We start from the raw sequence: 23,383 nt of genomic DNA, 5'->3' as shown, positions 1-23,383 counted from the left end.
CCCGGCGCTCACCCGCCGACCCGCGCCAGCACCTCCCCCGTCCGCCGGCTCCACGCCACCACCACCGCCTCCTCGGGCACCCGCTGCGAGGGCGTCAGCAGCAGCCAGCGCGCGTGGTACCGGCGGACGACCGCGGCCCGCTCGGCGCGGGTCGAACCGGGGGCGAGGTACGCGCGCACGTCGGCCAGCCGCCGCAGCCGCTCCCCCTCGTCCAGCGAGGCGTCCGGCCAGGCCGGCGCGGCGAGGTTCGGCCCGTACCCGGCGAACGCGTGGACGGCGTAGTAGCCGTCGGTGATCACGACCTCGCCCGGTTCGACGTACCGCGCGGCCCAGTCGTACGACGGCCAGTCCGGCGGCCGCTCGAAGCCCGCCGGCACCACCGCCCCGGCGTGCACGGTCAGGAACGCGGCGCAGGCCCCCGCCGCCGCGGCGGCGCCCAGCAGCCTCCGCCACACCGGCCACGGCCGGGGCGCCGCCAGCTCCACCGCCAGTGCGAACTGCAACGGCACCAGGGTCAGACCGAGGACCCTGCCGTAGGTGTAGTGGCCGCTGACCCAGCCGTACGCCACCACCAGGCAGTCCAGGACGAACATCAGCACCAGCGGGTCGCGCCACGAGGTGCGCCGCGCCCGCAGCCACAGCGCCGGCAGTCCGAGCAGCGCCAGCCCGAACTGGCCGCCGAGGTCCAGGTACAGCCGCCGGTGCATCGCGTCCACGCGGCCGTCCCCGGCCAGCGCGAACACGTCGAAGTACGGCCAGACCGCGGCCGTCAGCAGCGCCACCGCCCCCGTCAGCGCCCATCGCCGGGCGACCGCCGGACCCCACCGCCGCTGCCCTCCCGCGACCATCGCCACCGCCCCCAGCGCCGCCGCGACCGCCGTGATCGGGTGCACCAGCAGGACCAGCCCGTACAGCGCGCCCAGCGCCGCGTACCCGGGCGCCGGGCGCAGCCCGCCCGGCCCCGCGTCCCGGGTCCGCTCCCCCGTCAGCGCCCACGCCCAGAAGGCGAGCCCGATCGCGCACGCCGACGGGTAGGCCAGGTTGCCCGTCATCGACATCAGGTTCAGGTAGCCGCTCCACCAGGCCCGCTCCACCCCCCACAGCAGCGTCATCGCGCCGAGCGCCAGCACCGGCGCCCAGGGGCGCGGGGTCAGCACCCGCACGAAGCGGCCGATCCCGGTGAGCAGCACCAGCAGGTTCAGCGGCCCGGTGAGCTTGAGCACCTCCCAGCCGCCCAGCCCCGTCAGCCGGGCGAACGCGCCCTGCGCCAGCGCGAACGGCGAGTAGTAGGGGCTGCCCGCCCCCGGCAGGTCCGCCGTCGGATGCCGGGGCTCCAGCAGGTCGTCCTTGAGCCGCTCGACGACCGCCGCGTGCTGCCCGGCGTCGCAGCACAGCGGCACCCTCCAGTACGCCAGCGACATCACCAGCCAGAACAGGAGGCCGAAGAGCTGGTACGGGGTGGGGCGCCAGGCCCCGGCGCCGCGCAGCGCCGTGGCGCCGCGCACGGCCGACCGGACGAGGACCGGGGAGCTCATCGGACGGCGGGGAGGGAGAGCGTCTCGGGCACGTGCCGTATGTTCCCGGCAAGCCCGACGGCATGACCCCGCATCACCTCATCGGGTGACCCGGGAGGTCGGCGTGCCGGCTCCGCCAAGCCCCCTGCGCCGGCACCACCGCCCGCCGCACCACCGGCTCCAGCAGCAGCGGCACGCCCAGCACCGGAAGCAGCCAGGCCAGCGTGATCAGCCGGTCGCCCCAGATGTTGATGTCCGGATGCCCGGCCTGGTTGAGGAACCCCGTACAGGCGGCGGCGACCAGGAACGCGCCGAACGCCGGCCGCCGCCGCGCCCCCAGGGCACCGGCCGCCAGGAACGCGACGAACACCGGCTCCCACAGCTGCCGCCGCAGCCACTCGGTCCAGAAGTTCCCCTGCAACTGGAGGAACTCCGCCCACGGCCGCTCCCGGTCGGGACGGGCGAAGTGACCGGTGAGCAGGTCCTGCACGCTCTCCGACACCGACGGGTAGTGCCACAGCCGGGCCAGCAGCACCGTGCCCAGCAGCCCGGCACACCCCGCCCCGGCGAGCGCCACCACCCCGCGCCCCGGCGGCAGCCCCCGCGAGCGGCGCCGTACGGCGACCGCCGCGCCCGCGCCCGCCAGGCACAGTCCCAGGAACAGGGCCTGCGAGTGCTTGACGGTGAACAGCGCGAGCAGCGCCCCGCCCACCAGCGCCAGACCCGCCCGCGTCCGTCGCCCCCGAAGCACCAGCGCGCAGCCCCACAGCGCCGCCAGGGTGAGCGCCAGCAGCAGCCCCTCGGTCATCGGGCGCATCGCGGTCGTCCCGCACGGCAGGACCATGAACAGCGCCTGCCCGGTGAGCGCGAGCGGCACGGACGCCGCCAGGGCGCGCAGCACCAGGAAGGCGAGCACCCCGCCCGCGCAGGTCACCGCCACGCCCGCCGCCCACACCCCCCAGGTCACCCCGAACAGACCGACGAACGGGGCCAGGAACACCGGGTAGCCGGGCCGCGCCTCGAAGATCCGCATGAACCGCTCCGGCATGAACGGCACGGTGTGCCCGCCGGTCCGCCCGGCCGCCAGCATCGCCTCCACCTGTCGCCACTCCCGCTCCCGGCACTCCCGCATCACCCGCGGGGCGGGGTCCGGGGCGTGGAAGCGCACCACGTCCACGTTCTGCTCGCGGTGCGCGATCGCCGCCCGCCCCGCGCAGGACCAGTCGATGGTGGCGGTCGCCGCCTCCCGCTTGTCCGCACCGGTCAGGCTCAGGGCGTACGACAGGTAGTTCTTGCTGTCGGGGGTGTCCCGGCCGGTGACGTTGGCGAGCTGCAGCAGCGCGAAGACGGCGGCCAGCAACAGGACCCGGGTACGCGGCCTCACGACGGGGCCAGCAGGTCGCGGCCGGTGGCCTGGGCCGGCACCCGGGCCGGCACCCGGGCCGGTCCGGCCGGCCGCTCCGGCATCGGCTCGCCCAGCATCAGCGTCCGCACCACCCGTTCGGCCGCCCGCCCGTCGTCGAACTCGCAGAACCGCTTCCGGAACGCCGACCGCAGCCGCGCCGCCTCCTCGTCCCGCCAGGTCCCGGAGTCGAACAGCCACGCCAGTTCCCAGGGGGAGCGCGCCACATGGCCCGGCGCCTCGGCCGTGATGTCCAGGTAGGCGCCCCGGCTCGCCCGGTAGGCGTCCCAGTCGTCGGCGTACACGACGATCGGGCGGTCCAGGAGGGCGTAGTCGAACATGATCGACGAGTAGTCGGTGACCAGGACGTCGGCGGCGAGCAGCACGTCCTGCACCTCCGGTTCGTCCGTGGCGTCGACGAGCACGCCCCGCCGGTGCAGCTCGGACAGCCCGAGGCCGCGCGCCGGTCCGGCGGCCAGCGAGGGGTGCAGGCGGACGACGAGGGTGCGTCCCCCGCCCAGCTCGGCGGCGAACCGGGCGAGGTCGAGCCGCTCCACCAGCCCGTCCCTGCGGTAGTCGCGGCGGGTCGGCGCGTACAGCACCACCGTGTCGCCGTCCGGGACGCCGAGCCGCTCGCGCACCGCCCGCCCCCGGTCCGCCGGCGCGGCCACCAGCACGTCGTTGCGCGGGCTGCCGCTGCGCAGGGAGGTGAAGCGGCAGGGGAAGGCCCGCTCCCACACCAGCTCGGCGTGCCGGCTGGCGACCAGGCTGTAGTCCCAGCGGTCGGCCCGGCGCAGCATCTGCGGGACGTCGAAGCCGAGCCGGGCGCCGGGCCGGTCCAGCAGATCGGCGCCCTGGTACTTCAGCGGGGTGCCCCGGTGGGTGTGGACGTGCACGCTTCCGGGGCGTTTGTCCAGCGCGCCGGACCAGTTGACGTTGTTGACGAAGTACGTGGCCCGCTCGGTCACCCGGCGGTAGCCGGGCGAGCCGAGCAGGACGTACTCGGTGTCCGGCTCCAGCCCGGCCGCCCGCTCCTCGTCGTCCAGCACCCACACACCCCGGATGTGCGGGGCGAGTTCGCGTGCCGCGCGGTGGATCGCCGCCGGGTCGCCGAGCACGCCTTGGTGCGAGAACGCCGAGTACACGGCGAGGTCCGGGTCGAGCGGACGGCGGAACGCCGACCGGGCCCGGGTGTACCGCGCCGCCGTCGCCGTACCCGCCCGCCGTACCCGCCGCCCCAGCTCCCGGCCCGCCCGCCCGGTCCTCTGCCGCAGGACGTAACCGGCGTAGCTCCCCTCCAGTACCCGCAGTTCCGGCGACACCGGCACGCCCTCCGGCCGGTACGCCCGGAACATCTCGGCCGTGCGGCGGAAGAACTCGGCCTTGTCGGACGGCGGCAGCCGGTCCGGCTTGGAGAGGATGTCGAGACAGTGCTCGCCCATCTTGGCGTGCAGGAAGGGCCGCCAGTGCGCGAGCGCCGGGCGGGCGTCGACGAACCGGAACACCCGTGCGTACTGCTCGTGGACGTCGAAGTGCCTGCGGCTGGTGGTGGACAGGATGCTGCCCCGGCGGCGCTGCCGGTAGTACACGCAGATCCGGTCCAGGACGGCGATGCGCCCGGCGCTGAGCAGCACCGGGAACGTCCACGGCGTGTCCTCGTAGTAGCCGGGCGGGAAGACGAAGCCCTCCCGCGCCACGAAGTCGCGGCGGTAGACCTTGTTCCACGCCACCATCAGCAAGTCGAGGATCTCCGGCCGCTCGGCCGCCGTGAAGACGTCCCCGGACGCCTCCGCCAGCAGGTGCGCCAGGACGTTGCGGCGGGTGCCGCCCCACCAGTGGGTGCGGGCGTAGTCGAAGACCAGGACGTCCGGGGCGCCGGTCTCGTCGAGGCGGTCGGCCATCGCGCGCAGCGCGCCCGGGGTGAGGGTGTCGTCGCCGTCGAGGAAGAACAGGTAGTCGCCCCTCGCGCGCTCCATGCCCGCGTTTCGGGCCCGGCCGAGGCCCACGTTCTGCGGCAGGTGCACCACCCGGACCCGCTCGTCGCGGGCCGCGTACGCGTCGAGGATCGCGCCGCAGCCGTCGGGCGAGCGGTCGTCGACGGCGATCACCTCGATGTCGCGGTACGACTGTCCGAGCACCGAGTCGAGGCAGGCGTGCAGGTACCCCTGCACCTTGTGGACGGGGACGACGACGCTGAACCGGGGCATGTCAGCTCCTCACCAGGCCGGCCGCGGGGGCGGGGACGCGCTCCGCGAGAGGGATCACGGGCGGCAGGGCCTCGGGCGGCTCGCCGAGCAGCACCCGGCGCACCGCCCGTTCGGCGGCCCGCCCGTCGTCGAACGCGCAGAACCGCTCCCGGAACCGGGCCCGCAGCGCGGCCGACCCCGCGTCCGCGTACGAGCCGTCGCGGAACACCCGGGCCAGTTCGTCGGGGGTGCGGACCACCGGTCCCGGCGGACCGTCCATCAGGTCGAAGCAGACGCCCCGGACCTCCCGGTAGACGTCCCAGTCGTCGGCGTACACCACGATCGGGCGGTCCAGGTTGGCGTAGTCGAACATGATCGACGAGTAGTCGGTGACCAGCGTGTCGGCGGCCAGGCACACGTCCTCCGCCGAACGGTGCGCGGTGACGTCGATGACCCGGCCGCCGCTTCCGCGCCCGCCCCGGTCGTAGAAGTAGTGGGCGCGCAGCAGGACCACGACGTCCTCGCCGGCCGCCGCGCAGAACGCCTCCAGGTCGAGGCCGGGCTCGAAGCCGGTGCGGTGGTCGCGGTGGGTGGGCGCGTACAGCACGGCCCTCGCGCCCTCCGGGACGCCCAGCTCCGCACGGATCCGGGACACGTCGTCCGCGGTGGCGGTCAGGTACACGTCGTTGCGCGGATAGCCGTACTCCAGGTGCTCGTAGGAGCCGGGGAAGGCGCGCTCCCACACGCGGGTGGAGTGGGGGTTGGAGGACAGGTTGTAGTCCCAGCGGTCCACCCGGCCGAGCAGCTTGGTGAAGCTGCCGGTCGCGGCCGCCACCACCGGGTACGTCGACTGGTCGACGCCCATGGTCTTCAGCGGGGTGCCGTGCTGCGTCTGGAGGTGGACGCTGCCGGGGCGCTTGACGACGCCCTCCGCGAAGTTGGCGTTGTTGACCAGGTACTTCGCACGGGCCAGCACCTCCCAGTAGCGCCGGCTGCCGATGACCGCGTGCTCGACGCCGTCCGGCAGGGTGTGCACGTGCTCCGCCTCCACCAGGAACACCGAGCGGATGTGCGGGGCGAGTTCACGGGCCTTCGCGTGGATCGCGGCCGGGTTGCAGGCGTAGCCGCGGCCCCAGTACGCGCAGTACACGGCGAGGTGCGGATCGAGCGGGCGGCGCAGATGCGCCCGGTACCACAGCCGGGTGCGCAGCCCCCGCGGGCGCGGCGCCGCCGCCCGCACCAGCGCGCGGCGGGCGCCGCGCAGGGCGGCGAAGGCCTCGTAGGAACCGGACGCCAGCAGCCGGTGCTGCACCCCGAGGCTGCCGCGCGGCGGCCGGTAGCCGGCGGGGCGGTGACGGAGGTACAGGGTGCTCGCCCGGCGGAAGAAGGCGCGGCGGCCCGACGGGAGCCGCCGAGGATGGGCGGCCGTCTTCAGCACGGCGCCGAACAGCTGCTCGAACAACGGTGTCGACCGCTCGGCGGACAGCCCCCGTTCGGCGGCCCGCTCCAACACCAGCTCGACCTGGTCCAGCAGTTCGGCGTGGTGCTCCCCGGGCAGGTTCAGCCGGCTGCCCTGCCGCCGCACCAGGTGCCGTACGACGACCGAGCGCAGCACCGCCGTCCGTTCGGCGTCGAGCACGGCCAGCCCGCCCCAGCCGATGTCCGTGAAGTGGCCCGCCGGGAAGGCGAGAGCCCGCTCGGCGACGAAGGCGCGGCGCCAGACCGCGCTCCACGCCGGGAGGCCCACGCCGGTGAGGTGCGGGGCGCGGTCGGGGGAGAACACGCCGTCGGGGGCCTTCGCCAGCAGGGGCGCGGCCGGGTTGGCGGGCTCGCCCTCCCACCACGGAGCGCGCTCGTGCTCACAGTGCAGCACGTCCACCGGACCAGTCCGGTCCAGGCGCGCGTCCAGCGCCGCCAGCGCGCCCGGCACGAGGACGTCGTCACCGTCCAGGAACAGCAGGTACGTCCCCGTGGCCGCCCGCGTCCCCGCGTTGCGGGCGCCCGCCAGTCCGGCCGACGGCGGCGCGTGCACCGGCGCCACCCGCGAGTCCCGCTCGGCGTGCCGGGCGGCCACGTCGGCCGTGAGGGAGCCGGGCGCCTCGCAGACCGGGATCAGCTCGAAGTCGCCGAAGGACTGGGCGAGGACCGAGTCCAGCGCCCGGCCCAGCCGGCCTGCGACCCCGTGGGACGGGACGATGATGCTGAAGCGGGGCATTCTGCTCTTTCTCGTGGAGGAGGGCGTGGTGCCCTCGGCGGGTGGGACGCCGGCCCGGCCGCCCCGTCGGCCGCCGGACGGGCGGCCGGGCCGGGGCGGGCCGTGACGAGCCGGGGGGCACGGGAACTCCCTGGGTCCGAAGAGGAGAACGGCGGTCAGCCGCGATCGGTGACGGTCAGGACGCCGGTGGGCTGCTGCTGCGGCACCGTGGTGACCGCCGCCGGGACGGGGACGGACACGGCGCCGGCCGGCGGCGCCGGACGGCGCCCGTCCGGCGGCACCACCGGCGGCAGGTCCGTCTCCCCGAGCACCACCCGGCGCACGACCCGCTCGGCGGCGCGGCCGTCGTCGTACGGGCAGAAGCGCGCGCGGAAGTCCGCCCGCAGCCGGGCGGCGCGAGCGCCGCACCAGCGACCGGTCGCGAAGACGTCGACCAGCTCGTCCTCGCTGCCCGTGACCGCGCCCGGCGGGAACGCCCGCGGATCGAAGTAGACGCCGCGGGCCGCCTCGTACGCCTCCCAGTCGTCGATGTGCAGCACCACCGGCCGGTCCAGGCCCGCGTAGTCGAACATCAGCGGCGAGTAGTCCGTGACCAGGGCGTCCGAGGCCAGGCACAGGGCGATGACGTCCGGATGGCCGGTGACGTCCAGGACCCGGTCGGAGGCGGCCGCGGGCGGCCCGCCGTACGGGTGGTGGGCGCGGGCCAGGACGACGAACCGCGGACCGAGACGGCGCGCCACGCGCTCCAGGTCGAGCAGCCGGCGCTGGGTGCGCCGGTAGTCGCGGTGGGCCGGCGCGTACAGGATCGCCACCGCTCCCTCGGGCACGCCGAGCGACTCCCGCAGCCGGGCCACGTCCGCCCCGGTCGCCGTGTGGAACCGGTCGGTGCGCGGCCTGCCGTACTCCAGGGTGGTGTAGCTGCCGGGGCAGACCCGCTCCCAGGTCAGGGTCGAGTGGCGGTTGGCGGAGACGACGTAGTCCCACTGGTCGACACCCTCGAGGAGCCGCGCGAAGTCGGTGTCCCGGGCCGCCGCGGGACGCTCCAGCAGGTCCAGGCCCATGTGCCCGAGGGGGGTGCCGCGCCGCGTCTGCACCAGGACCTGCCCCTTGCGCTTGACCAGCCCCGGCACGACGTCGGCGTCGGTCACCAGGTACGCGGACCGGGCGAGCGCGCTCCAGTGGGCGGCCGTGCCGGGGACGAGCCGGCGGGCGGCGGGCGGCAGGGCGTGGTGGTGTTCGGGACGGGCCACCCAGGCGGTGCGGACGTGCGGGGCCAGCTCGCGCAGCGCGGACTCCAGCGCGGCCGGGTCGCCGCCGTGGCCGCGGTCCCCGTGGGCGGCGAAGACGGCCCGGTCGGCACGGAGCGGGAGCAGCAGCTGGAACCGGTAGTGCAGGCACAGGGTCGCGCGGCGCAGGGCGCGCGGCAGCCGCCCCGCGATCCGGGCCCACCTGCGGCGCAGCGCCGCCGCCAGCCGCAGCGCCTGATAGGTGCGGTGCAGTCCGAGACGGACCAGCGTGTGGTGGGCCCGGGCACGCGCGGACACGGACACGCCGGGCGTCCGGTGGCGCCGGCAGTGGATCCGCGCCCGGCGCAGGAAGGCGGCGCGCGACCCGCGTGGCAGCCGGTCCCGCCGCGCGTACACGGTCACCAGGTGGTCGACCATGCGGCGGAACAGCACCGGCCGCCAGCGTTCGAGGTCCGGCCGCCCGTCGAGGAACGCGAAGACCCGGTCGTACTGGTCGAAGACGTCGAAGTGCCGTTCGCTGGTGGTGCGCAGGATGCCGCCGGCCCGGCGCTGCCGGTAGTGCACGCACACCCGGTCCAGGGTGGCGATCGACTCCGCCGTCATCAGGACCGGGTACGTCCACGGGGCGTCCTCGTAGTAGCCGGGCGGGAAGGCGAAGCCCGCGCGCTCGACGAACTCCCGCCGGTACGCCTTGTTCCAGGCCACCATCAGCAGGTTCAGCAGTCCCGGCCGGTCCACGAGGCGGAACGGCGCGGGGCCGTCCTCGGCGAGCTCGGCGGCGGCCCGGTTGCGCACGGTCTCGCCCGACCAGTGGGCGCGCGCGTAGTCGTAGACCAGGACGTCCGGTTCGCCCGTCTCCTTCACACGGTCGGCCAGGGCGAGCAGGGTGTCGGGCGTGAGGGTGTCGTCGCCGTCCAGGAACACCAGGTAGTCGCCGGTCGCCCGCTCCATCCCGGCGTTGCGGGCCGCTCCGAGGCCCAGGTTCCGCGGCAGGTGCACGGCCCGGACGCGCGGGTCGCGGGCCGCGAACTCGTCGATCACCGCACCGCAGGCGTCCGGCGAGCAGTCGTCCACGGCGATCAGTTCGAGGTCGGGGTACGACTGGGCCAGTACGGAGTCCAGGCACTCGTGCAGATACGCCTGGACCTGGTACGCGGGGACAATGACACTGAACCTGGGCAAGGGGCATCCAACGGTCGGCGCGGGCGTTCTGCCCGGCAACGGACGCCGGCCCGACTTGGTTACGCCCCTTGCGGCATCCGGGGGACGCACGCCACACGGAGGGGCGGACCCGCGGCGGTCCGCCCCTTCAACGCGACGTGTACGTCTGTTACTTCACCGCACCCGCCATCACACCGGAGACGAACTGCCGCTGGAACGCGAAGAACACGACCAGCGGGACCACCATCGAGATGAACGCGCCGGGCGCCAGGACGTCGACGTTGTTGCCGAACTGCCGTACCTGGGTCTGCAGGGCGACCGTGATCGGCTGGCTGCCGGAGTCGGTGAAGATCAGCGCGACCAGCATGTCGTTCCACACCCACAGGAACTGGAAGATGCCGAGCGCGGCGATGGCCGGTCCGGCGAGCGGCATCACGACCCGCACGAACAGCCGCAGTTCGCCCGCGCCGTCCAGCCGGGCCGCCTCCAGCAGCTCCCGCGGGATCTCCGCGAAGAAGTTCCGCAGCAGGAACACCGCGAACGGCAGGCCGAAACCGACGTGGAAGAGGACCACACCGGTCACGGAGCCGAAGAGCCCCAGGCTGCCGAAGAGTTCGGCGATCGGGATCAGCGCCACCTGCACCGGCACCACCAGCAGCCCCACCACGGCCAGGAACCACCAGTCACGGCCGGGGAACTCCATCCAGGCGAAGGCGTACCCGGCGAGGGAGCCGATCACCACCACCAGCACGGTCGCCGGGACGGTGATGTACACCGTGTTCAGCAGCGAGCCGGTGATGTCGTCGTTCTCCAGCAGCGCCTCGTAGGCGCCGAAGGTGAGCTGGGAGGGCTCGGTGAACACCTTCCACCAGCCGTCGGCGGCCATGTCCTGCGGGGTGCGCAGACTGGCCAGCAGCAGCCCGACCGTCGGGACCAGCCAGAACAGCCCCACGACGATCAGGAAGACGCGCACCAGGCCGCCGCTCACCCACCCGCTCAGCCGGGAACCCAGCGACCGCTCGGCCCCGACGGGGGGGACCGGCGGCACATCGTCCTTGGTGACGCTCATCGCCGCACCTCCCGCCTCAGCCGCCGCACGTTACCGAGCCCGCCCGGGAGGCGGCCTCCGGACCCCCGGCAGCCACCGGGGCGATGTCGGTTCATCGCCGCACCTCCCGCCTCAGCCGCCGCACGTTGAACCACATCACCGGGATGACGAGCAGCAGCAGGAACACCGCGATCGCGCTGGCGATGCCCGGCTGGTCCGCCGAGAAGCCCTGGCGGTACAGCTCCAGCGCGAGGACGTTGGCATCGTCCTGGGAGGAGCCCGGGGCGATGATGAAGACCAGGTCGAACACCTTCAGCACATTGATCATCAGGGTGACGGTGACGACCGCGAGGACCGGCGCCAGCAGCGGCACCGTGACCCGCCGGAACACCTGCCACTCGTTCGCGCCGTCCACCCGCGCGGCCTCCAGCAGCTCCCGGGGCATGCCCGCGAGCCCGGCCGCGATCAGCACCATCGCGAAGCCCGCCCACATCCAGATGTACGAGCCGATGATCGCCGGGGTGACCAGGGACGGGCCGAGCCAGTTCAGGCCGTTGTACGGCTCCGCGAAGTTGCTCGCCGGGAGCCGCAGTCGGGCGCCCTCGGCCTTCGAGGAGAAGGAGAACGAACCGTCTGCGGCTGCCGTGGCCGTCTCCACCACCTCGCCGCCCTTCACGGCCTCGATCCTCATCCCGGCGTAGCCCAGCTCCGAGGCGTCGACCGTGTTCAGCGTGCCGACGCCCTTGCCGCGGGTGAAGTCCTGCCAGGTGGTGCCGGTGATCCGGTCGCCCTCCGGCTTCGGCGCGGCGGCCGGTTCCGCGTCGTTTGGCATCAGGTCCGGGGCGACGCCGACCAGCGGCAGCGTCACCGCGTCACCGGCGCTCACCGTCCCCTTGGTGACGAAGGCGCCCCCGTCGGCCGGCTCCAGCGGCGACTCGCGTCCCGGATGCGCCTTCGGGAACGCCGACGACTGGGCGAAGGTGTCGTGCACCCCCACCCACACCGCGTTCGCCACGCCCTTGTCCGGGTCCTGGTCGTACACCAGGCGGAAGATGATGCCGGCCGCCAGCATCGAGATCGCCATCGGCATGAAGACGACCAGCTTGAACGCCGTGCCCCAGCGCACCCGTTCGGTCAGCACCGCGAAGACCAGACCCAGTGCGGTCGCGACCGTCGGCGCGAACACCACCCAGACGACGTTGTTCTTCAGGGCGGTGCGGATGCCGTCGTCGGTGAACAGGGCCCGGTAGTTGTCGAGTCCGGCGAAGCCGTCGCCGGACTGGTCGTAGAAGCTGCGGATGACGGAGTACCCGATCGGGTAGACCACGAGCGCACCGAGCAGGACCAGCGCGGGCAGCAGGAACAGCGCCGCCACGGTTGCGCGGGTGCCGGTGACGCTCCTGCGCGACTTGGGAGCGGCGGGGGCCGTCTTCGGGGCCCCCGCCGCCGTGTCCGACGCCATCGCCGGATCAGTTCCCGTACGCCGCGGCCGCGTCGGCCTCCAGCCTCGCCTGCGTACCGGCGACGTCCTTCGGGTTCTTCAGGAAGTCCTGCAGCGCCTTCCACTCACCCTTGCCGGGCGTGCCGCCGAACGCCTGCGGGGCCTGGTCGGACATGTCGAAGCGGAAGTCGTCGCCGGACGCGACCAGCGCCTCGGCGATCTTCCTCTGCACGGCGTTCGGGTACGCCGACGGATCGACGCCCTTGTTGGGGGAGAGGAAGCCGCCCAGCTTCGCGTGGATCGCCGCCGCGTCGGGGGAGGCCAGGAAGGTGGCCAGTGCCTGTGCCGCCTCCGAGTCCTCCAGGATCACGGCCGCGTCGCCCCCGGAGACCACCGGCGCGGTGTCGCCGACGGCCGGGAACGGGAAGACCTTCGCGTCCGTGCCGATCTCCGCCTCGGTCTCACCGATGTTGACCTGCGCGAAGTCACCTTCGTAGACCATGCCGGCCTTGGGCTGGTCGCCGCCGGTGAAGGTCTGCGTCACGGACGCCGGGAAGTCGGTCTGCAGCGCCCCGGACGCGACGTAGTCCTTCTTGCCCCAGATCTCGGCGAGCGTGGTCAGGGCCTGCTTGACCGACGGGTCCGTCCACTTGATCTCGTGCTTGGTGAGCTGGTCGTACTTCTCCGGACCGGCCTGCGAGAGGTAGACGTTCTCGAACCAGTCGGTCAGCGTCCAGCCCTCGGCGCCGCCGACCGAGAACGGGGTGACACCGGAGTCGTACACCGTCTGCGCGACGGTGAGCAGTTCGTCCCACGTCTTGGGCTCGGCGACCCCCGCGTTCTCGAAGACCTGGGCGTTGTACCAGATCAGCGACTTGTTGGCGGCCTTGTAGTAGACGCCGTACTGCTTGCCGTCGACCTTGCCGATGTCCTGCCAGCCCTGCGAGTAGTTCTCGCCCAGCTCCTTGACCGCCTCGGCGCCGAGCGGTTTGGCCCAGCCCTTGTCGACGGCCTGCTTGATGGCCCCCGGTTGCGGCAGCAGCGCCACGTCCGGCGGGGCGCCGCCCGCGACCTTCGAGCCGAGGAAGTTGATGATCGGGTCCTGGGCGGGGACGAAGGTCACCTTGGCGCCGGTGCGCTTCTCGAACTCCGCGAGGACCTGCTTGAAGTTCTTCTGCTCGGCGCCGGTCCACACGGCGGCGACCTCGAGGCTCGCGCCGTCCAGCTTCGGCAGGGTGACGGTGTTCCCGGTCCCGCCGGTCTTGCCGTCCCTGTCCTCGTCGTCCTCGCCGTCGTCGCCACCGCACGCGGTGAGCGAGACCGCGAGCACGCCCGCGACGAGCGCGGCGGCGGCTTTCACGCCCCGGCGGGAGCGGGGCGGCGTCATGTGGCCGCCGGGCGACCTGCGTATCCGGATGATCCTGCTCGTGCTGCGCATCACTGCCCCGTTCCTCGTACTCCGTCGTACTTCGCCGAACGTTCGAGCACTGTCCGTGCGCTCTGGTCTACGCCCGGAGAATGGGGGTGGCAAGAGCGCGTCCCGTCCCGAGTCCACGATCGTGACCGCGTCGTGACCAGGGGTCATCGCGAGTGAGTACCCCAACTCGTGACACACGCGCTCCCACCCGTGATGCTGTGCGCATGCTCATCGGACGACCGGTCACCGCAATCGCCCTCCTGACACTCGCCCTGACGGCGTGCGGAACTCAACAGGGCGGCCTCCAGGCGCAGTCGGCGAGCCCTCGGCCGTCCTTCGCCCCCCGGCCGAAGTGCGCGCAGCCGGCCGGGGCGCCGACGGGCCTGCCGTCCCCCGCCGCGTCGTCGGCTTCCTCCGCGCCGTCAGGCTCCTCCGGCACGGGCACGGGCACGGACGGCCGGCGGGAAGGGGCCGGGGACGGCGCTCCCCACTACGCCGAGAACCACGCCTACCGGATGCGGGCATCGCTGACCGCCGAGCAGCAGGCCTCGGGGGCGGCGTCGGCGGAACTCGTCCGCGCGGAGCTGGAGAAGGTGCGCGCGAAGGGCGGCTCCGGTGAGTACGGCAGCTTCGCCCAGGAGCGGATCGCGGCGGCGCTGGCCCGGCTCGGCTGCGGCGAGGAGCACGGGGTCTTCATCAGCAACGGGCACTACAGCGTGCACACCGGAGTCGTCTGCGTCTCCGGCCGCGTGACGAAGGACGAGCTGACCACCGAGGTGCACGGCGCCTACGTCGAGCCCCAGCCCGGGACGGGACCCTGCGTCGAGAACCGGGGCGGCCACTGACCGGCTTCCGCCCGGGAGTCAGAGCAGCGACGGCACCTTCGCCGCCGACATCTGACGGGCCGCCCGCTCCAACGCGCTGGCGAGCAGGGCCAGGTCGGTCGGGCCGTTGCCGAGCTCGCGCACCTGCCGGCGGGCCGGCGGATCTCCCATGCGGTGCCACTCCAGGGGAACGACCGTCGGCCGCAGGGTCGCCGTCCGCGGGATGCGACCGGTCACCCGCCCGCCCTGGAACGCCGTCACCCGCCCGTCCGGACGGGCCAGCCGCCCCCGCCCCGGCGCCGGTTCGTCCGGCCCGCCCCCCGGCACCGCCGCGTCGAGCGCGACCCGCAGCGACGCCTGCCGCACCGGCTCGGTCTGTGCCGTGCGGGCGCAGGGCCCGGTGGCCGCCACCAGGTGCACGCCCAGCCGCTCGCCGTCGCGCGCCACCGCCTCCAGCGCCCGCATCACCGATCCGGCGGCGGGCCGCCCCGGCGAACCGAGCGCGGGGGAGACCAGCGCGTCCAGGTCGTCCACGACCACCACCAGCCGGGGCAGCGGCGGCGCCCCCGTCTCGCGCCGGTCCGCCCCGGGCCGCAGCCGCAGCGTCGAACTGGGCGGGGTGTCGAGGTCACCGTTCTGTTCCCCGCCGACCGCCGCGCCCGCGCGGGACGCGGTCGTGCGCTGGGCGACCATCCGGTCCGTCAGCTTCCGCCCGGTGTGCCACTCCGCGAAGTCCGACCGGCCCAGCAGCTCCGTGCGCCGTTTCAGCTCGGCGCTCAGGGACTGCGCGAACTCCCGCATCCGCACGGGGTCGTTGGCGCACAGATGCGTGGTGACGTGCGGTACGTCCGTACACACGCGCAGGCCCTCGCCGGACGTGGCGCCCGCCGTGGGCGCGCCCCGGCCGTCGACCAGCACGACGGCCAGCCGGTCGGGGCGCTCGGCGGCGGCCAGCGAGGCGACGACGGCCCGCAGCAGTTCCGTACGACCGCTGCCGGACGGCCCCTCGACCAGCAGGTGCGGTCCGTCGGCGGCGAGGTCGGCGACGACCGGGCCGTGCGGGCCGGCGCCCAGTACGGCGGTGACGCGTCCGCCGAGCGCCCGGGTGTCCTCGGCCGCGTCCGCCCAGCGGGCCATCAGCGAGGCCGGGGTGGCGCGGGCCAGGCCCAGTTCGTCCAGCAGCCGCGCCGACGGGGGCAGCGGGGCCGACACACGCGCGTGCCGCTCCCCGCCGGAGCCGTCCGTGCGCAGCGGCGCGAGCGCCCGCGCGAACCGCTCGGCCCAGGCGGGGGAGACCGCGTCGACCGTGGCGAGGGTGCCGTGGCCGACGGGGCCCGGGGGACGGCCGGAGCCGGTCCCGGCCACCCGCAGCAGGCGCAGGGTGGTCGCCACGTCCCCGCTGAGCAGGGCGACGGCCCCGCACCGCCGGAACGCCGGGGCCGCCGCGCAGGCCGCCTCGTACGTCTCCGTCACCGGGGACGCGGGGGAGGCGGCGGCCGTCTCGGCGAGGCACACCACGTGGATCCCGGCCCGGGGCCCCTCCAGGGCCAGCCGCGCCACCGCCTCGTGCACCTCGGGGTCGCCGGGGTCGCCGTCCACGACGACCACGGTGCAGGGCCCTTCGTACCGCTCTTCGTACCGTTCCCGGTGCAGCCCCTCGTGCGGTCCTCCGCCGGAGACGCGGGGGACCGCGTGCTCGTGCTTCTCCAGCCGGCGCAGCAGTTCCTCGGCGCGGGCCGCGGCCTGCTCGCGGTCGTGCGCGAGGAGCAGGCGGCAGTCCTGGCCGCGCCCCGGGCGTACGTGCGGCAGCCAGCCCAGCCAGGACCACTCGGCGGTGCGCTCCGCCAGGGAGCGGGAGGGGTCCGCGGCGATCAGGACGAGTTCCAGGCAGTCGGGGGAGTGCAGCGCGGCGATCTGGGCGAGCACCGCACGGGCCAGCCCGGTGACCCGCTCGCGGGGGCCGGCCAGCCCCAGCGCGCCGACCTCGCGCAGCCCCGAGGTCACCGGTACGACGGGCAGCAGACCGGAGCCGTCCGGCGCCGGCCGGTCCGCCGTGCCGAGCCGCACCACGAGCGCCTCCGGGTGGCCCGGACCGCGCTCCCACAACCGGGGGCCGGGGCCGAGCGCGGTCAGCAGCAGTGTGGCGGGGTCCGGCCAGGTCTCGGGCACGGCGGGGGCGGCCACGCCCGGGTCGGGCGCGGTGGCGGAGCCCTCCTCGTCGTGGGCGGCCCACGTGGCCTCCGGCTCCTGCCGCCCGCCGGTCAGCCGCCGTGCCCAGGCGGTGAGCCCGCCACGCCTGCGCCCGCCCGCCGGCCGGGGGAGCTCGGTGCCGCGCACGGGGGTGCCCTTGCGGGTGCCGGGGAGCTCCTCGTACGGGGCGGGGGACGCGCCGGTGGGCATGTGGCCGGTGACGGGACCGGCGGTCGGGCCGGTGGGACGGCCGGACGCGCTGTCGGTGGCCGGGCCGGGAGTGCTGCCCGGAGTCCGGCCGGACGCCGGGACGGACGTCGCGCCCGCGCCACGACCGGGAGCGGCGTCGCCGGCCGCCTTGTCCCGGACCCCGTCCGGCGCCGTCCCGGCGGAGCGGTCGACGACGCCGGGGTCCGCCCCGCGCCCGCTCACGCCGGAGCGCCCCGCGTGTGTGTCCCCGTCGGCGGGCAGCGGCCGCGACACGCGGCGGCCCCGGGGAAGGCGGGGCACGTCTCCCCGGGCGGCCGTGTGCACCGCGCGCCCCCCGGGGGCGGTTCCGGTGCGCTCGATCCCGGGGACGCGGCCCTGGGCCGGCACCCGCGGCAGCCCGCTCGCGCCGTCCGGCCCCGGAGCGTCCGGCGTCTCCCGTGCGTCCTGTGCCGTCACGGCCCAGCCGGCCGGGCCGTGGGCGTGGTGGGTGGGCGCCGTCGGCGCCGTCACGCGCGGGTGGGCGCCCTCGTCGCCCGCCTGCCGGGCCGGGGGCGGCACCCGTACGTGCCCCTCGCCGTCCGGTGTCGTCGCCGCTCGCGCGCGGGGACCCGCCGCCGGGGTCAGGCGCAGGGCCGACTCCCCGATGCGCAGGAGGGCGCCCGGGGCGAGGCGGACCGGGCGGGGGCCCACGCGCCGGCCGTCCAGGGTCGTGCCGTTGGTGGAGCCGAGGTCGGCGACCGAGACGCCGCCGTCCGGGGCGACCGTCACCGCGCAGTGCAGCCGGGAGACGTCCGGGTCGTCCAGCGGCACGTCGGCGTCGACGGAACGGCCTATGCGGATCTCGCCGCCGTGCAGCAGGTGCACCCCGCCCGCGTCGGGACCGGCGACGACGTGCAGCCGGGTCGGGGCCTCGTCCAGCTCGGGATGCGGCTCGGGCTCGCCCGGGGCGCCCACGACCAGCACCGCGCCGTCGATCAGCGGCGGCTCGCCCAGCGTGCAGCGCTGGGCGTCGAGCCGCTGGTCGCCGGCGTACAGCACCGGGGTGCCCGAGGAGCCGGGCGGGCCGTCGCCGCCGGGGAGCACCGAGGCCAGCGCGGAGGCGACCGCGGCCAGGGCCGTGCCCGCGGGCGCCGTGACCAGCACGTCACAGCTCGCGGCCCGCCCCCGCGCGGGGGAGGAGGGGCCCAGCGGGTCTACGACGGTCAGCCGGATCTGCATCGCCGTCAGCGGTCCCTTCTGCGCGGGCGCCCGCGACGCGGGGGGACACCACCGCCCCGCGGTCCCCCACCGCGGACTTCCCCCACCGCCACACGCGCACGTACGGCCAGTACTGCACGCATCCTCGCACCTGCCACCGACAACGCGCCCGCCCTCCGACATCGAATGATCTTGATTGGTCGGCTCTGCCCGCAAAAGTGCCTGACCGGTGGGGAGCGAATGATCGCTCCGGGTCCACTCGGGACCGGTCGCGTCCGGCCTGCGGCAACCAACGGACCGAGTCGAGCGTCTTTCCTGCGAAACTCCGAACACGGACGGGAACCGGCGCGCAGGACCCACGGGGAGATCACCTCGAAGGCGACCGGCCGGTATCGCGCGCGGCGGCACTACAGTGGGTCGGAACGTTCCGTAGCGCGGTGGACCAGGGTGTGCGCCGGGCAGGCAGCAGGGAGTGCGTGACGTGCGGCCAGTCGGCAGCAAGTACCTGCTCGAGGAGCCGCTCGGTCGCGGCGCCACGGGCACCGTCTGGCGAGCCCGCCAGCGGGAGACCGCAGGCGCCGAGGCAGCCGTGCCCGGACAGCCCGGCGAGACCGTCGCGATCAAGGTCCTCAAGGAGGAGCTCGCCAACGACGCCGATGTCGTGATGCGCTTCCTGCGCGAGCGGTCCGTCCTGCTCCGGCTCACCCACCCCAACATCGTCCGGGTCCGCGACCTGGTCGTCGAGGGCGATCTGCTGGCGCTGGTCATGGACCTCGTCGAGGGCCCCGACCTGCACCGGTACCTCCGTGAGAACGGCCCCTTCACCCCCGTCGCCGCCGCCCTGCTGACCGCGCAGATCGCCGACGCGCTCGGCGCCAGCCACACCGACGGCGTGGTGCACCGCGACCTGAAGCCCGCCAACGTCCTGCTGAGGCAGACCGGCGGCGAGATGCACCCGATGCTGACCGACTTCGGCATCGCCCGCCTCGCCGACTCCCCGGGCCTGACCCGCACCCACGAGTTCGTCGGCACGCCCGCGTACATCGCGCCCGAGTCCGCCGAGGGCCGCCCGCAGACCTCCGCCGTCGACATCTACGGCGCCGGCATCCTGCTGTACGAGCTGGTCACCGGCCGCCCGCCGTTCTCCGGCGGCACCGCCCTGGAGGTGCTGCACCAGCACCTGAGCGCCGAGCCGCGCCGCCCCTCCACCGTCCCCGACCCGCTGTGGACGGTCATCGAGCGCTGCCTGCGCAAGAATCCCGACGAACGGCCCGGCGCCGAGAACCTCGCGCGCGGCCTGCGCGTCGTCGCCGACGGCATCGGCGTGCACGCGAACTCCGCGCAGATCGGCGCCGCCGAGAACGTCGGCGCGCTGCTCGCCCCCGACCCGGCCCCCGCGCCCGTACCCGGCACGCCCGGCGCACCCGGTGACGCCGACCCGACGCAGGTGCTGCCGCACGGTGCGGGCTCCTACGACCCCAACGGCGCGACCAGCGTCCTGCCGCAGACCGGCGGCCCGGTCGGCGCCGCCGACCCCACGGCCGTCATGCCCCCCGTACCGCCGGGGCAGCCCGGCGGACCCGGAGCCGGCCCGGAGGACCCGCACCCCTGGCAGAACCAGCTCCGCGCGGCCCGCGACCGCAACGAGCAGACCCAGGTCCAGTACCTCGACCCCCGCGAGGACCCGCTGCGCCGCCGCCCCCAGCGCCAGGTCGCCCGGCCCCCGCAGCAGCAGCCCCCGCAGCAGCCGCAGCAGCCCGGCCCCGGGTACGGCCACCCGCAGCAGCACCGGCCCCAGCAGTACGCCCCGCCGCCGGAGCCGCAGCGTCGGCAGCAGCCCCAGCCGCCGCAGCGGTACGCCCCGCCGCCGGAGCCGCAGCGCCCGGTCCGGGAGTCCCGGCAGCCTCGGCAGCGCAGCGCCAACCCGATGCGCATCCCCGGCCTGGGCTGTCTGAAGGGCTGCCTGTTCACGGTCGTCATCCTGTTCGTCGCGGGGTGGCTGATCTGGGAGCTGAGCCCGCTCCAGGACTGGATCGGCACCGGCAAGGGCTACTGGGACCAGCTCAGCGACTGGTTCGGCTCGGTGACGGGCTGGATCGAGGACCTGGGCGGTTCCTCGGACCCCTCCGGGACGAACTGAGCTTGTTTACTGATTTGTCGACACCTGAGGGCTGATTTCCGGATCCGCTGTGAAGGCCGGCGCCCCGGACGCGTAGCTTTGGCGACAACACGCGTCGGTAGGAGCAGTCTTGGCACGGAGAATCGGCAGCCGGTACACCGCTCATCAGATCCTCGGGCGGGGCAGCGCCGGCACGGTGTGGCTGGGCGAGGGCCCCGACGGGCCCGTCGCCATCAAGCTGCTGCGTGAGGATCTCTCCTCGGACCAGGAGCTCGTCGGCCGCTTCGTCCAGGAGCGGACGGTGCTGCTCGGTCTGGAGCACCCGCACGTCGTCTCCGTGCGCGACATGGTGGTCGACGGCAACGACCTCGCACTGGTCATGGACCTCGTCCGCGGCACGGACCTGCGCACCCGCCTCGACCGGGAGCGCAGGCTGGCCCCGGAGGCCGCGGTCGCGATCGCGGCCGACGTCGCCGACGGGCTGGCGGCGGCCCACGCGGCCGGGGTCGTGCACCGGGACGTGAAGCCGGAGAACGTGCTGCTCGACATGGAGGGCCCGCTCGGCCCCGGCGGCTCGCACCGCGCCCTGCTGACCGACTTCGGCGTGGCGAAACTCATCGACACCCCCCGCCGCACCCGGGCCACGAAGATCATCGGAACGCCGGACTACCTGGCGCCGGAGATCGTCGAGGGCCTGCCCCCGCGCGCGTCGGTCGACATCTACGCGCTGGCCACGGTCCTGTACGAGCTGCTCGCCGGCTTCACTCCGTTCGGCGGCGGACACCCGGGCGCGGTGCTGCGCCGCCACGTCACCGAGGCGGTCGTCCCCCTCCCCGGCGTCCCGGACGAGCTGTGGCAGCTGCTGGTGCAGTGCCTGGCGAAGGCCCCGGCGTCCCGGCTGCGCGCCTCCGAGCTGGGCGCACGGCTGAGGGAGCTGCTGCCGATGCTGGCGGGGATGCCGCCGCTGGACGTCGACGAGCCGGACACCGGGCCCGCCGAGGAGACCGGGGAGGAGCTTCAGCCCTCCCCGGCGGCCCGGGCCGCCGGGGGGCCGGTGCGGCGCCGCGGTGCGGTCCCGCTGGTGCCGGGCGCGAAACCGGCCGACTCCAACCGCGACACGCACACGTCGATGAGGGTGCCGGCCCCCGACGAACTGGCCGGCGGCGCCCGCGGCACGGCCCGCGCGCCCCGCGCGGCGGGTGCGCCCCGACCGGGCTCCGCCCGCAACCGCGCGGTCGCCCGCCGGCGCCGGCTCACCCTGGCGGCGGCGGTGGTGCTCGTGGCGGCGGTCGTCGGCACCTGGCTGGCCACGACGGAGGGTGGCACGCCCCCACCCCAGGACACCCGGAACTCCGCGCCGGCCGGCCCCTGAGACGTGGCTGCGCCCGCCCTCCCCCGCCCGGGCGAAGCCGGGAGCGGGGGAGGGCGGGCGCAGCGGTACCTCGCCGGCGCCGGCGAGTGGACCGTCCCCGGCGGCGCCCTCGTGCCGCCGTACTGCGTGGGCCGGCGCGCGGAGCCGTTACGCTGGAGGGCGTGGCAGTCGTCGATGTATCCGAAGAGCTCAAGTCCCTCTCCTCGACCATGGAGTCGATCGAGGCCGTTCTGGACCTCGACAAGCTGAGGGCAGACATCGCCGTGCTCGAGGAGCAGGCGGCCGCGCCGTCCCTGTGGGACAACCCGGACGAGGCGCAGAAGATCACCAGCAAGCTCTCCCACCTCCAGGCCGAGGTGCGGAAGACCGAGGCACTCCGGGGCCGGATCGACGATCTCGCCGTGCTCTTCGAGATGGCCGAGGAGGAGGACGACCCGGACACCCGTGCGGAGGCCGAGGCCGAGCTCGAGTCCGTCAAGAAGGCGCTGGACGAGATGGAGGTCCGGACGCTGCTCAGCGGCGAGTACGACTCCCGTGAGGCGCTCGTCAACATCCGCGCGGAGGCCGGTGGCGTCGACGCCGCCGACTTCGCCGAGAAGCTCCAGCGGATGTACCTGCGCTGGGCCGAGCAGCACGGCTACAAGACCGAGCTGATCGAGACGTCGTACGCGGAGGAGGCCGGCATCAAGTCGACCACCTTCTCCGTCCAGGTGCCCTACGCCTACGGCACCCTCTCCGTCGAGCAGGGCACCCACCGCCTGGTGCGCATCTCGCCCTTCGACAACCAGGGCCGCCGCCAGACCTCCTTCGCGGGCGTCGAGATCCTCCCCGTGGTCGAGCAGACCGACCACATCGAGATCGACGAGTCCGAGCTGCGGGTGGACGTGTACCGGTCGTCCGGTCCCGGCGGCCAGGGTGTGAACACCACCGACTCCGCGGTGCGGCTCACCCACCTCCCCACCGGCATCGTGGTCTCCTGCCAGAACGAGCGCTCCCAGATCCAGAACAAGGCCACCGCGATGAACGTCCTCCAGGCCAAGCTCCTGGAGCGGCGCCGCCAGGAGGAACAGGCCAAGATGGACGCCCTCAAGGGCGACGGCGGCAATTCCTGGGGCAACCAGATGCGTTCGTACGTGCTGCACCCGTACCAGATGGTCAAGGACCTGCGCACGGAGTACGAAGTCGGCAACCCCGAGGCCGTGTTCAACGGCGAGATCGACGGTTTCCTGGAGGCCGGAATTCGCTGGCGCAAGCAGCAGGAGAAGTAACCCCCTCCGCGTGAACGCGGATTTGTCGACAAGGCAACTGCCGTCATTTGGACGGCAGTTGCCTTTTTCGTCCGGTGGCATCGGGGATGTGCGTCACACTCACGGTTTCGTTGTTCCGCAAAGCGTGCGTAGGGGGGACATCGCGTACGCAACGGCCTTGACGTTCTTCTGGAAAGTGGGGAGGGTGAAGCGTGGCATGCGTATCTCTGGGGCGCATGTGAACCGGGGGGCGTTTCGTCACAGTCACCCCCGTTGATCACCGCCCCTCGCGCGGCCTCATCGACGATCAGCTACTGGGGGTAGCACACATATGACGAACAAGATGCGGATTCGCATCGCGCGCATCGCAGCCGGTGCCGTGGTCGCCGCGGGTGCGTCGCTGGCGGTGGCGGGTGTCGCCCAGGCCGACGACGAGAACCCCATCTGCGACATCGTGGTCGACCCGGGATGCGACGACGGTACCGGTGGTGACGGCGGTGCCGGTGGTGGTGACGGCGGTGCCGGTGGTGGTGACGGTGGCGCCGGTGGTGGTGACGGCGGTGCCGGTGGTGGTGACGGCGGTGCCGGTGGTG

General features: G+C 74.5%; 14 protein-coding genes. 4 read left to right on the top strand and 10 right to left on the bottom strand.

All coding sequences use genetic code 11. The features are described from left to right. Nucleotides 1–8 precede the first annotated feature (8 nt). The 8 genes from KYY02_RS31545 to KYY02_RS31510 form a co-directional block, all read right to left on the bottom strand. The gene (locus KYY02_RS31545; protein ID WP_371244038.1) at nucleotides 9–1,535 is read right to left on the bottom strand and encodes a hypothetical protein; all 1,527 of its coding nucleotides are present in this window, start codon (nucleotides 1,533–1,535) and stop codon (nucleotides 9–11) included. A 73-nt stretch (nucleotides 1,536–1,608) separates the two neighbouring features. Continuing rightward, nucleotides 1,609–2,898, bottom strand: coding sequence for a hypothetical protein (locus tag KYY02_RS31540; RefSeq protein WP_371244036.1), 1,290 nt, complete (start codon nucleotides 2,896–2,898; stop codon nucleotides 1,609–1,611). Beyond that, a complete protein-coding gene (locus KYY02_RS31535; RefSeq protein ID WP_371244034.1) occupies nucleotides 2,895–5,123 on the bottom strand; it encodes a bifunctional glycosyltransferase/CDP-glycerol:glycerophosphate glycerophosphotransferase in 2,229 nt (742 codons plus the stop codon). Before KYY02_RS31535 ends, KYY02_RS31540 begins: the two co-directional genes overlap by 4 nt. A 1-nt stretch (nucleotide 5,124) precedes the next feature. Beyond that, the gene (locus KYY02_RS31530) at nucleotides 5,125–7,317 is read right to left on the bottom strand and encodes a bifunctional glycosyltransferase/CDP-glycerol:glycerophosphate glycerophosphotransferase (protein ID WP_371244032.1); all 2,193 of its coding nucleotides are present in this window, start codon (nucleotides 7,315–7,317) and stop codon (nucleotides 5,125–5,127) included. 155 nt (nucleotides 7,318–7,472) lie between these two features. Next, nucleotides 7,473–9,746: a bifunctional glycosyltransferase/CDP-glycerol:glycerophosphate glycerophosphotransferase gene (locus KYY02_RS31525; RefSeq protein WP_371244030.1), complete on the bottom strand. Its 2,274-nt coding sequence runs from the start codon at nucleotides 9,744–9,746 to the stop codon at nucleotides 7,473–7,475. A gap of 148 nt (nucleotides 9,747–9,894) precedes the next feature. Beyond that, the gene (locus KYY02_RS31520) at nucleotides 9,895–10,794 is read right to left on the bottom strand and encodes a carbohydrate ABC transporter permease (RefSeq protein WP_371244028.1); all 900 of its coding nucleotides are present in this window, start codon (nucleotides 10,792–10,794) and stop codon (nucleotides 9,895–9,897) included. Nucleotides 10,795–10,885: 91 nt separating this feature from the next. Beyond that, entirely contained in the window at nucleotides 10,886–12,235 is a 1,350-nt protein-coding gene (locus KYY02_RS31515) for a carbohydrate ABC transporter permease (RefSeq protein WP_371244026.1), read from the bottom strand. A gap of 7 nt (nucleotides 12,236–12,242) precedes the next feature. Next, nucleotides 12,243–13,601, bottom strand: coding sequence for an ABC transporter substrate-binding protein (locus tag KYY02_RS31510; protein WP_371244057.1), 1,359 nt, complete (start codon nucleotides 13,599–13,601; stop codon nucleotides 12,243–12,245). A gap of 254 nt (nucleotides 13,602–13,855) precedes the next feature. Here KYY02_RS31510 and KYY02_RS31505 point away from each other — a divergent pair, with 254 nt between their 5' ends. After that, complete coding sequence (locus KYY02_RS31505; protein ID WP_371244024.1) at nucleotides 13,856–14,476, top strand: hypothetical protein; 621 nt, start codon at nucleotides 13,856–13,858, stop codon at nucleotides 14,474–14,476. A gap of 18 nt (nucleotides 14,477–14,494) precedes the next feature. Here the strand turns inward: KYY02_RS31505 and KYY02_RS31500 are convergent, their stop codons facing one another. Next, nucleotides 14,495–18,073 (bottom strand): FHA domain-containing protein, encoded by a 3,579-nt coding sequence (locus tag KYY02_RS31500; protein WP_371244022.1) that lies wholly within the window; start codon nucleotides 18,071–18,073, stop codon nucleotides 14,495–14,497. Nucleotides 18,074–18,533: 460 nt separating this feature from the next. On the opposite strand from KYY02_RS31500, the gene KYY02_RS31495 reads away from it, so the two are divergent. The 3 genes from KYY02_RS31495 (at nucleotide 18,534) to prfB (ending at nucleotide 22,811) form a co-directional block, all read left to right on the top strand. Continuing rightward, complete coding sequence (locus KYY02_RS31495; protein ID WP_371244020.1) at nucleotides 18,534–20,192, top strand: serine/threonine-protein kinase; 1,659 nt, start codon at nucleotides 18,534–18,536, stop codon at nucleotides 20,190–20,192. A 109-nt stretch (nucleotides 20,193–20,301) separates the two neighbouring features. Then, nucleotides 20,302–21,543, top strand: a complete 1,242-nt coding sequence (locus KYY02_RS31490; RefSeq protein ID WP_371244018.1) for a serine/threonine-protein kinase — start codon at nucleotides 20,302–20,304, stop codon at nucleotides 21,541–21,543. A 161-nt stretch (nucleotides 21,544–21,704) separates the two neighbouring features. After that, on the top strand, nucleotides 21,705–22,811 hold the full coding sequence (gene prfB, locus KYY02_RS31485; RefSeq protein ID WP_371244016.1) for a peptide chain release factor 2: 1,107 nt from the start codon (nucleotides 21,705–21,707) through the stop codon (nucleotides 22,809–22,811). Between the two features lie 286 nt (nucleotides 22,812–23,097). On the opposite strand, the gene KYY02_RS31480 is transcribed toward prfB, so the two are convergent. Next, a partial coding sequence (locus tag KYY02_RS31480) for a hypothetical protein (protein WP_371244014.1) occupies nucleotides 23,098–23,383 on the bottom strand: 286 nt, incomplete at its 5' end.

Source organism: Streptomyces pimonensis, from assembly GCF_041380215.1.
In the GTDB taxonomy this organism is placed as follows: domain Bacteria; phylum Actinomycetota; class Actinomycetes; order Streptomycetales; family Streptomycetaceae; genus Streptomyces; species Streptomyces pimonensis.
Note: the sequence above shows the minus strand (reverse complement) of the source record. Positions and strands in the feature narration are given on the sequence as shown.

Coding starts and splice junctions, on each gene's coding strand:
- KYY02_RS31545 (WP_371244038.1), bottom strand. CDS start 1,535: ATGAGCTCCCCGGTCCTCGTCCGGTCGGCCGTGCGCGGCGCCACGGCG.
- KYY02_RS31510 (WP_371244057.1), bottom strand. CDS start 13,601: ATGACGCCGCCCCGCTCCCGCCGGGGCGTGAAAGCCGCCGCCGCGCTC.
- KYY02_RS31515 (WP_371244026.1), bottom strand. CDS start 12,235: ATGGCGTCGGACACGGCGGCGGGGGCCCCGAAGACGGCCCCCGCCGCT.
- KYY02_RS31535 (WP_371244034.1), bottom strand. CDS start 5,123: ATGCCCCGGTTCAGCGTCGTCGTCCCCGTCCACAAGGTGCAGGGGTAC.
- KYY02_RS31505 (WP_371244024.1), top strand. CDS start 13,856: ATGCTCATCGGACGACCGGTCACCGCAATCGCCCTCCTGACACTCGCC.
- KYY02_RS31500 (WP_371244022.1), bottom strand. CDS start 18,073: ATGCAGATCCGGCTGACCGTCGTAGACCCGCTGGGCCCCTCCTCCCCC.
- KYY02_RS31530 (WP_371244032.1), bottom strand. CDS start 7,317: ATGCCCCGCTTCAGCATCATCGTCCCGTCCCACGGGGTCGCAGGCCGG.
- KYY02_RS31520 (WP_371244028.1), bottom strand. CDS start 10,794: ATGAGCGTCACCAAGGACGATGTGCCGCCGGTCCCCCCCGTCGGGGCC.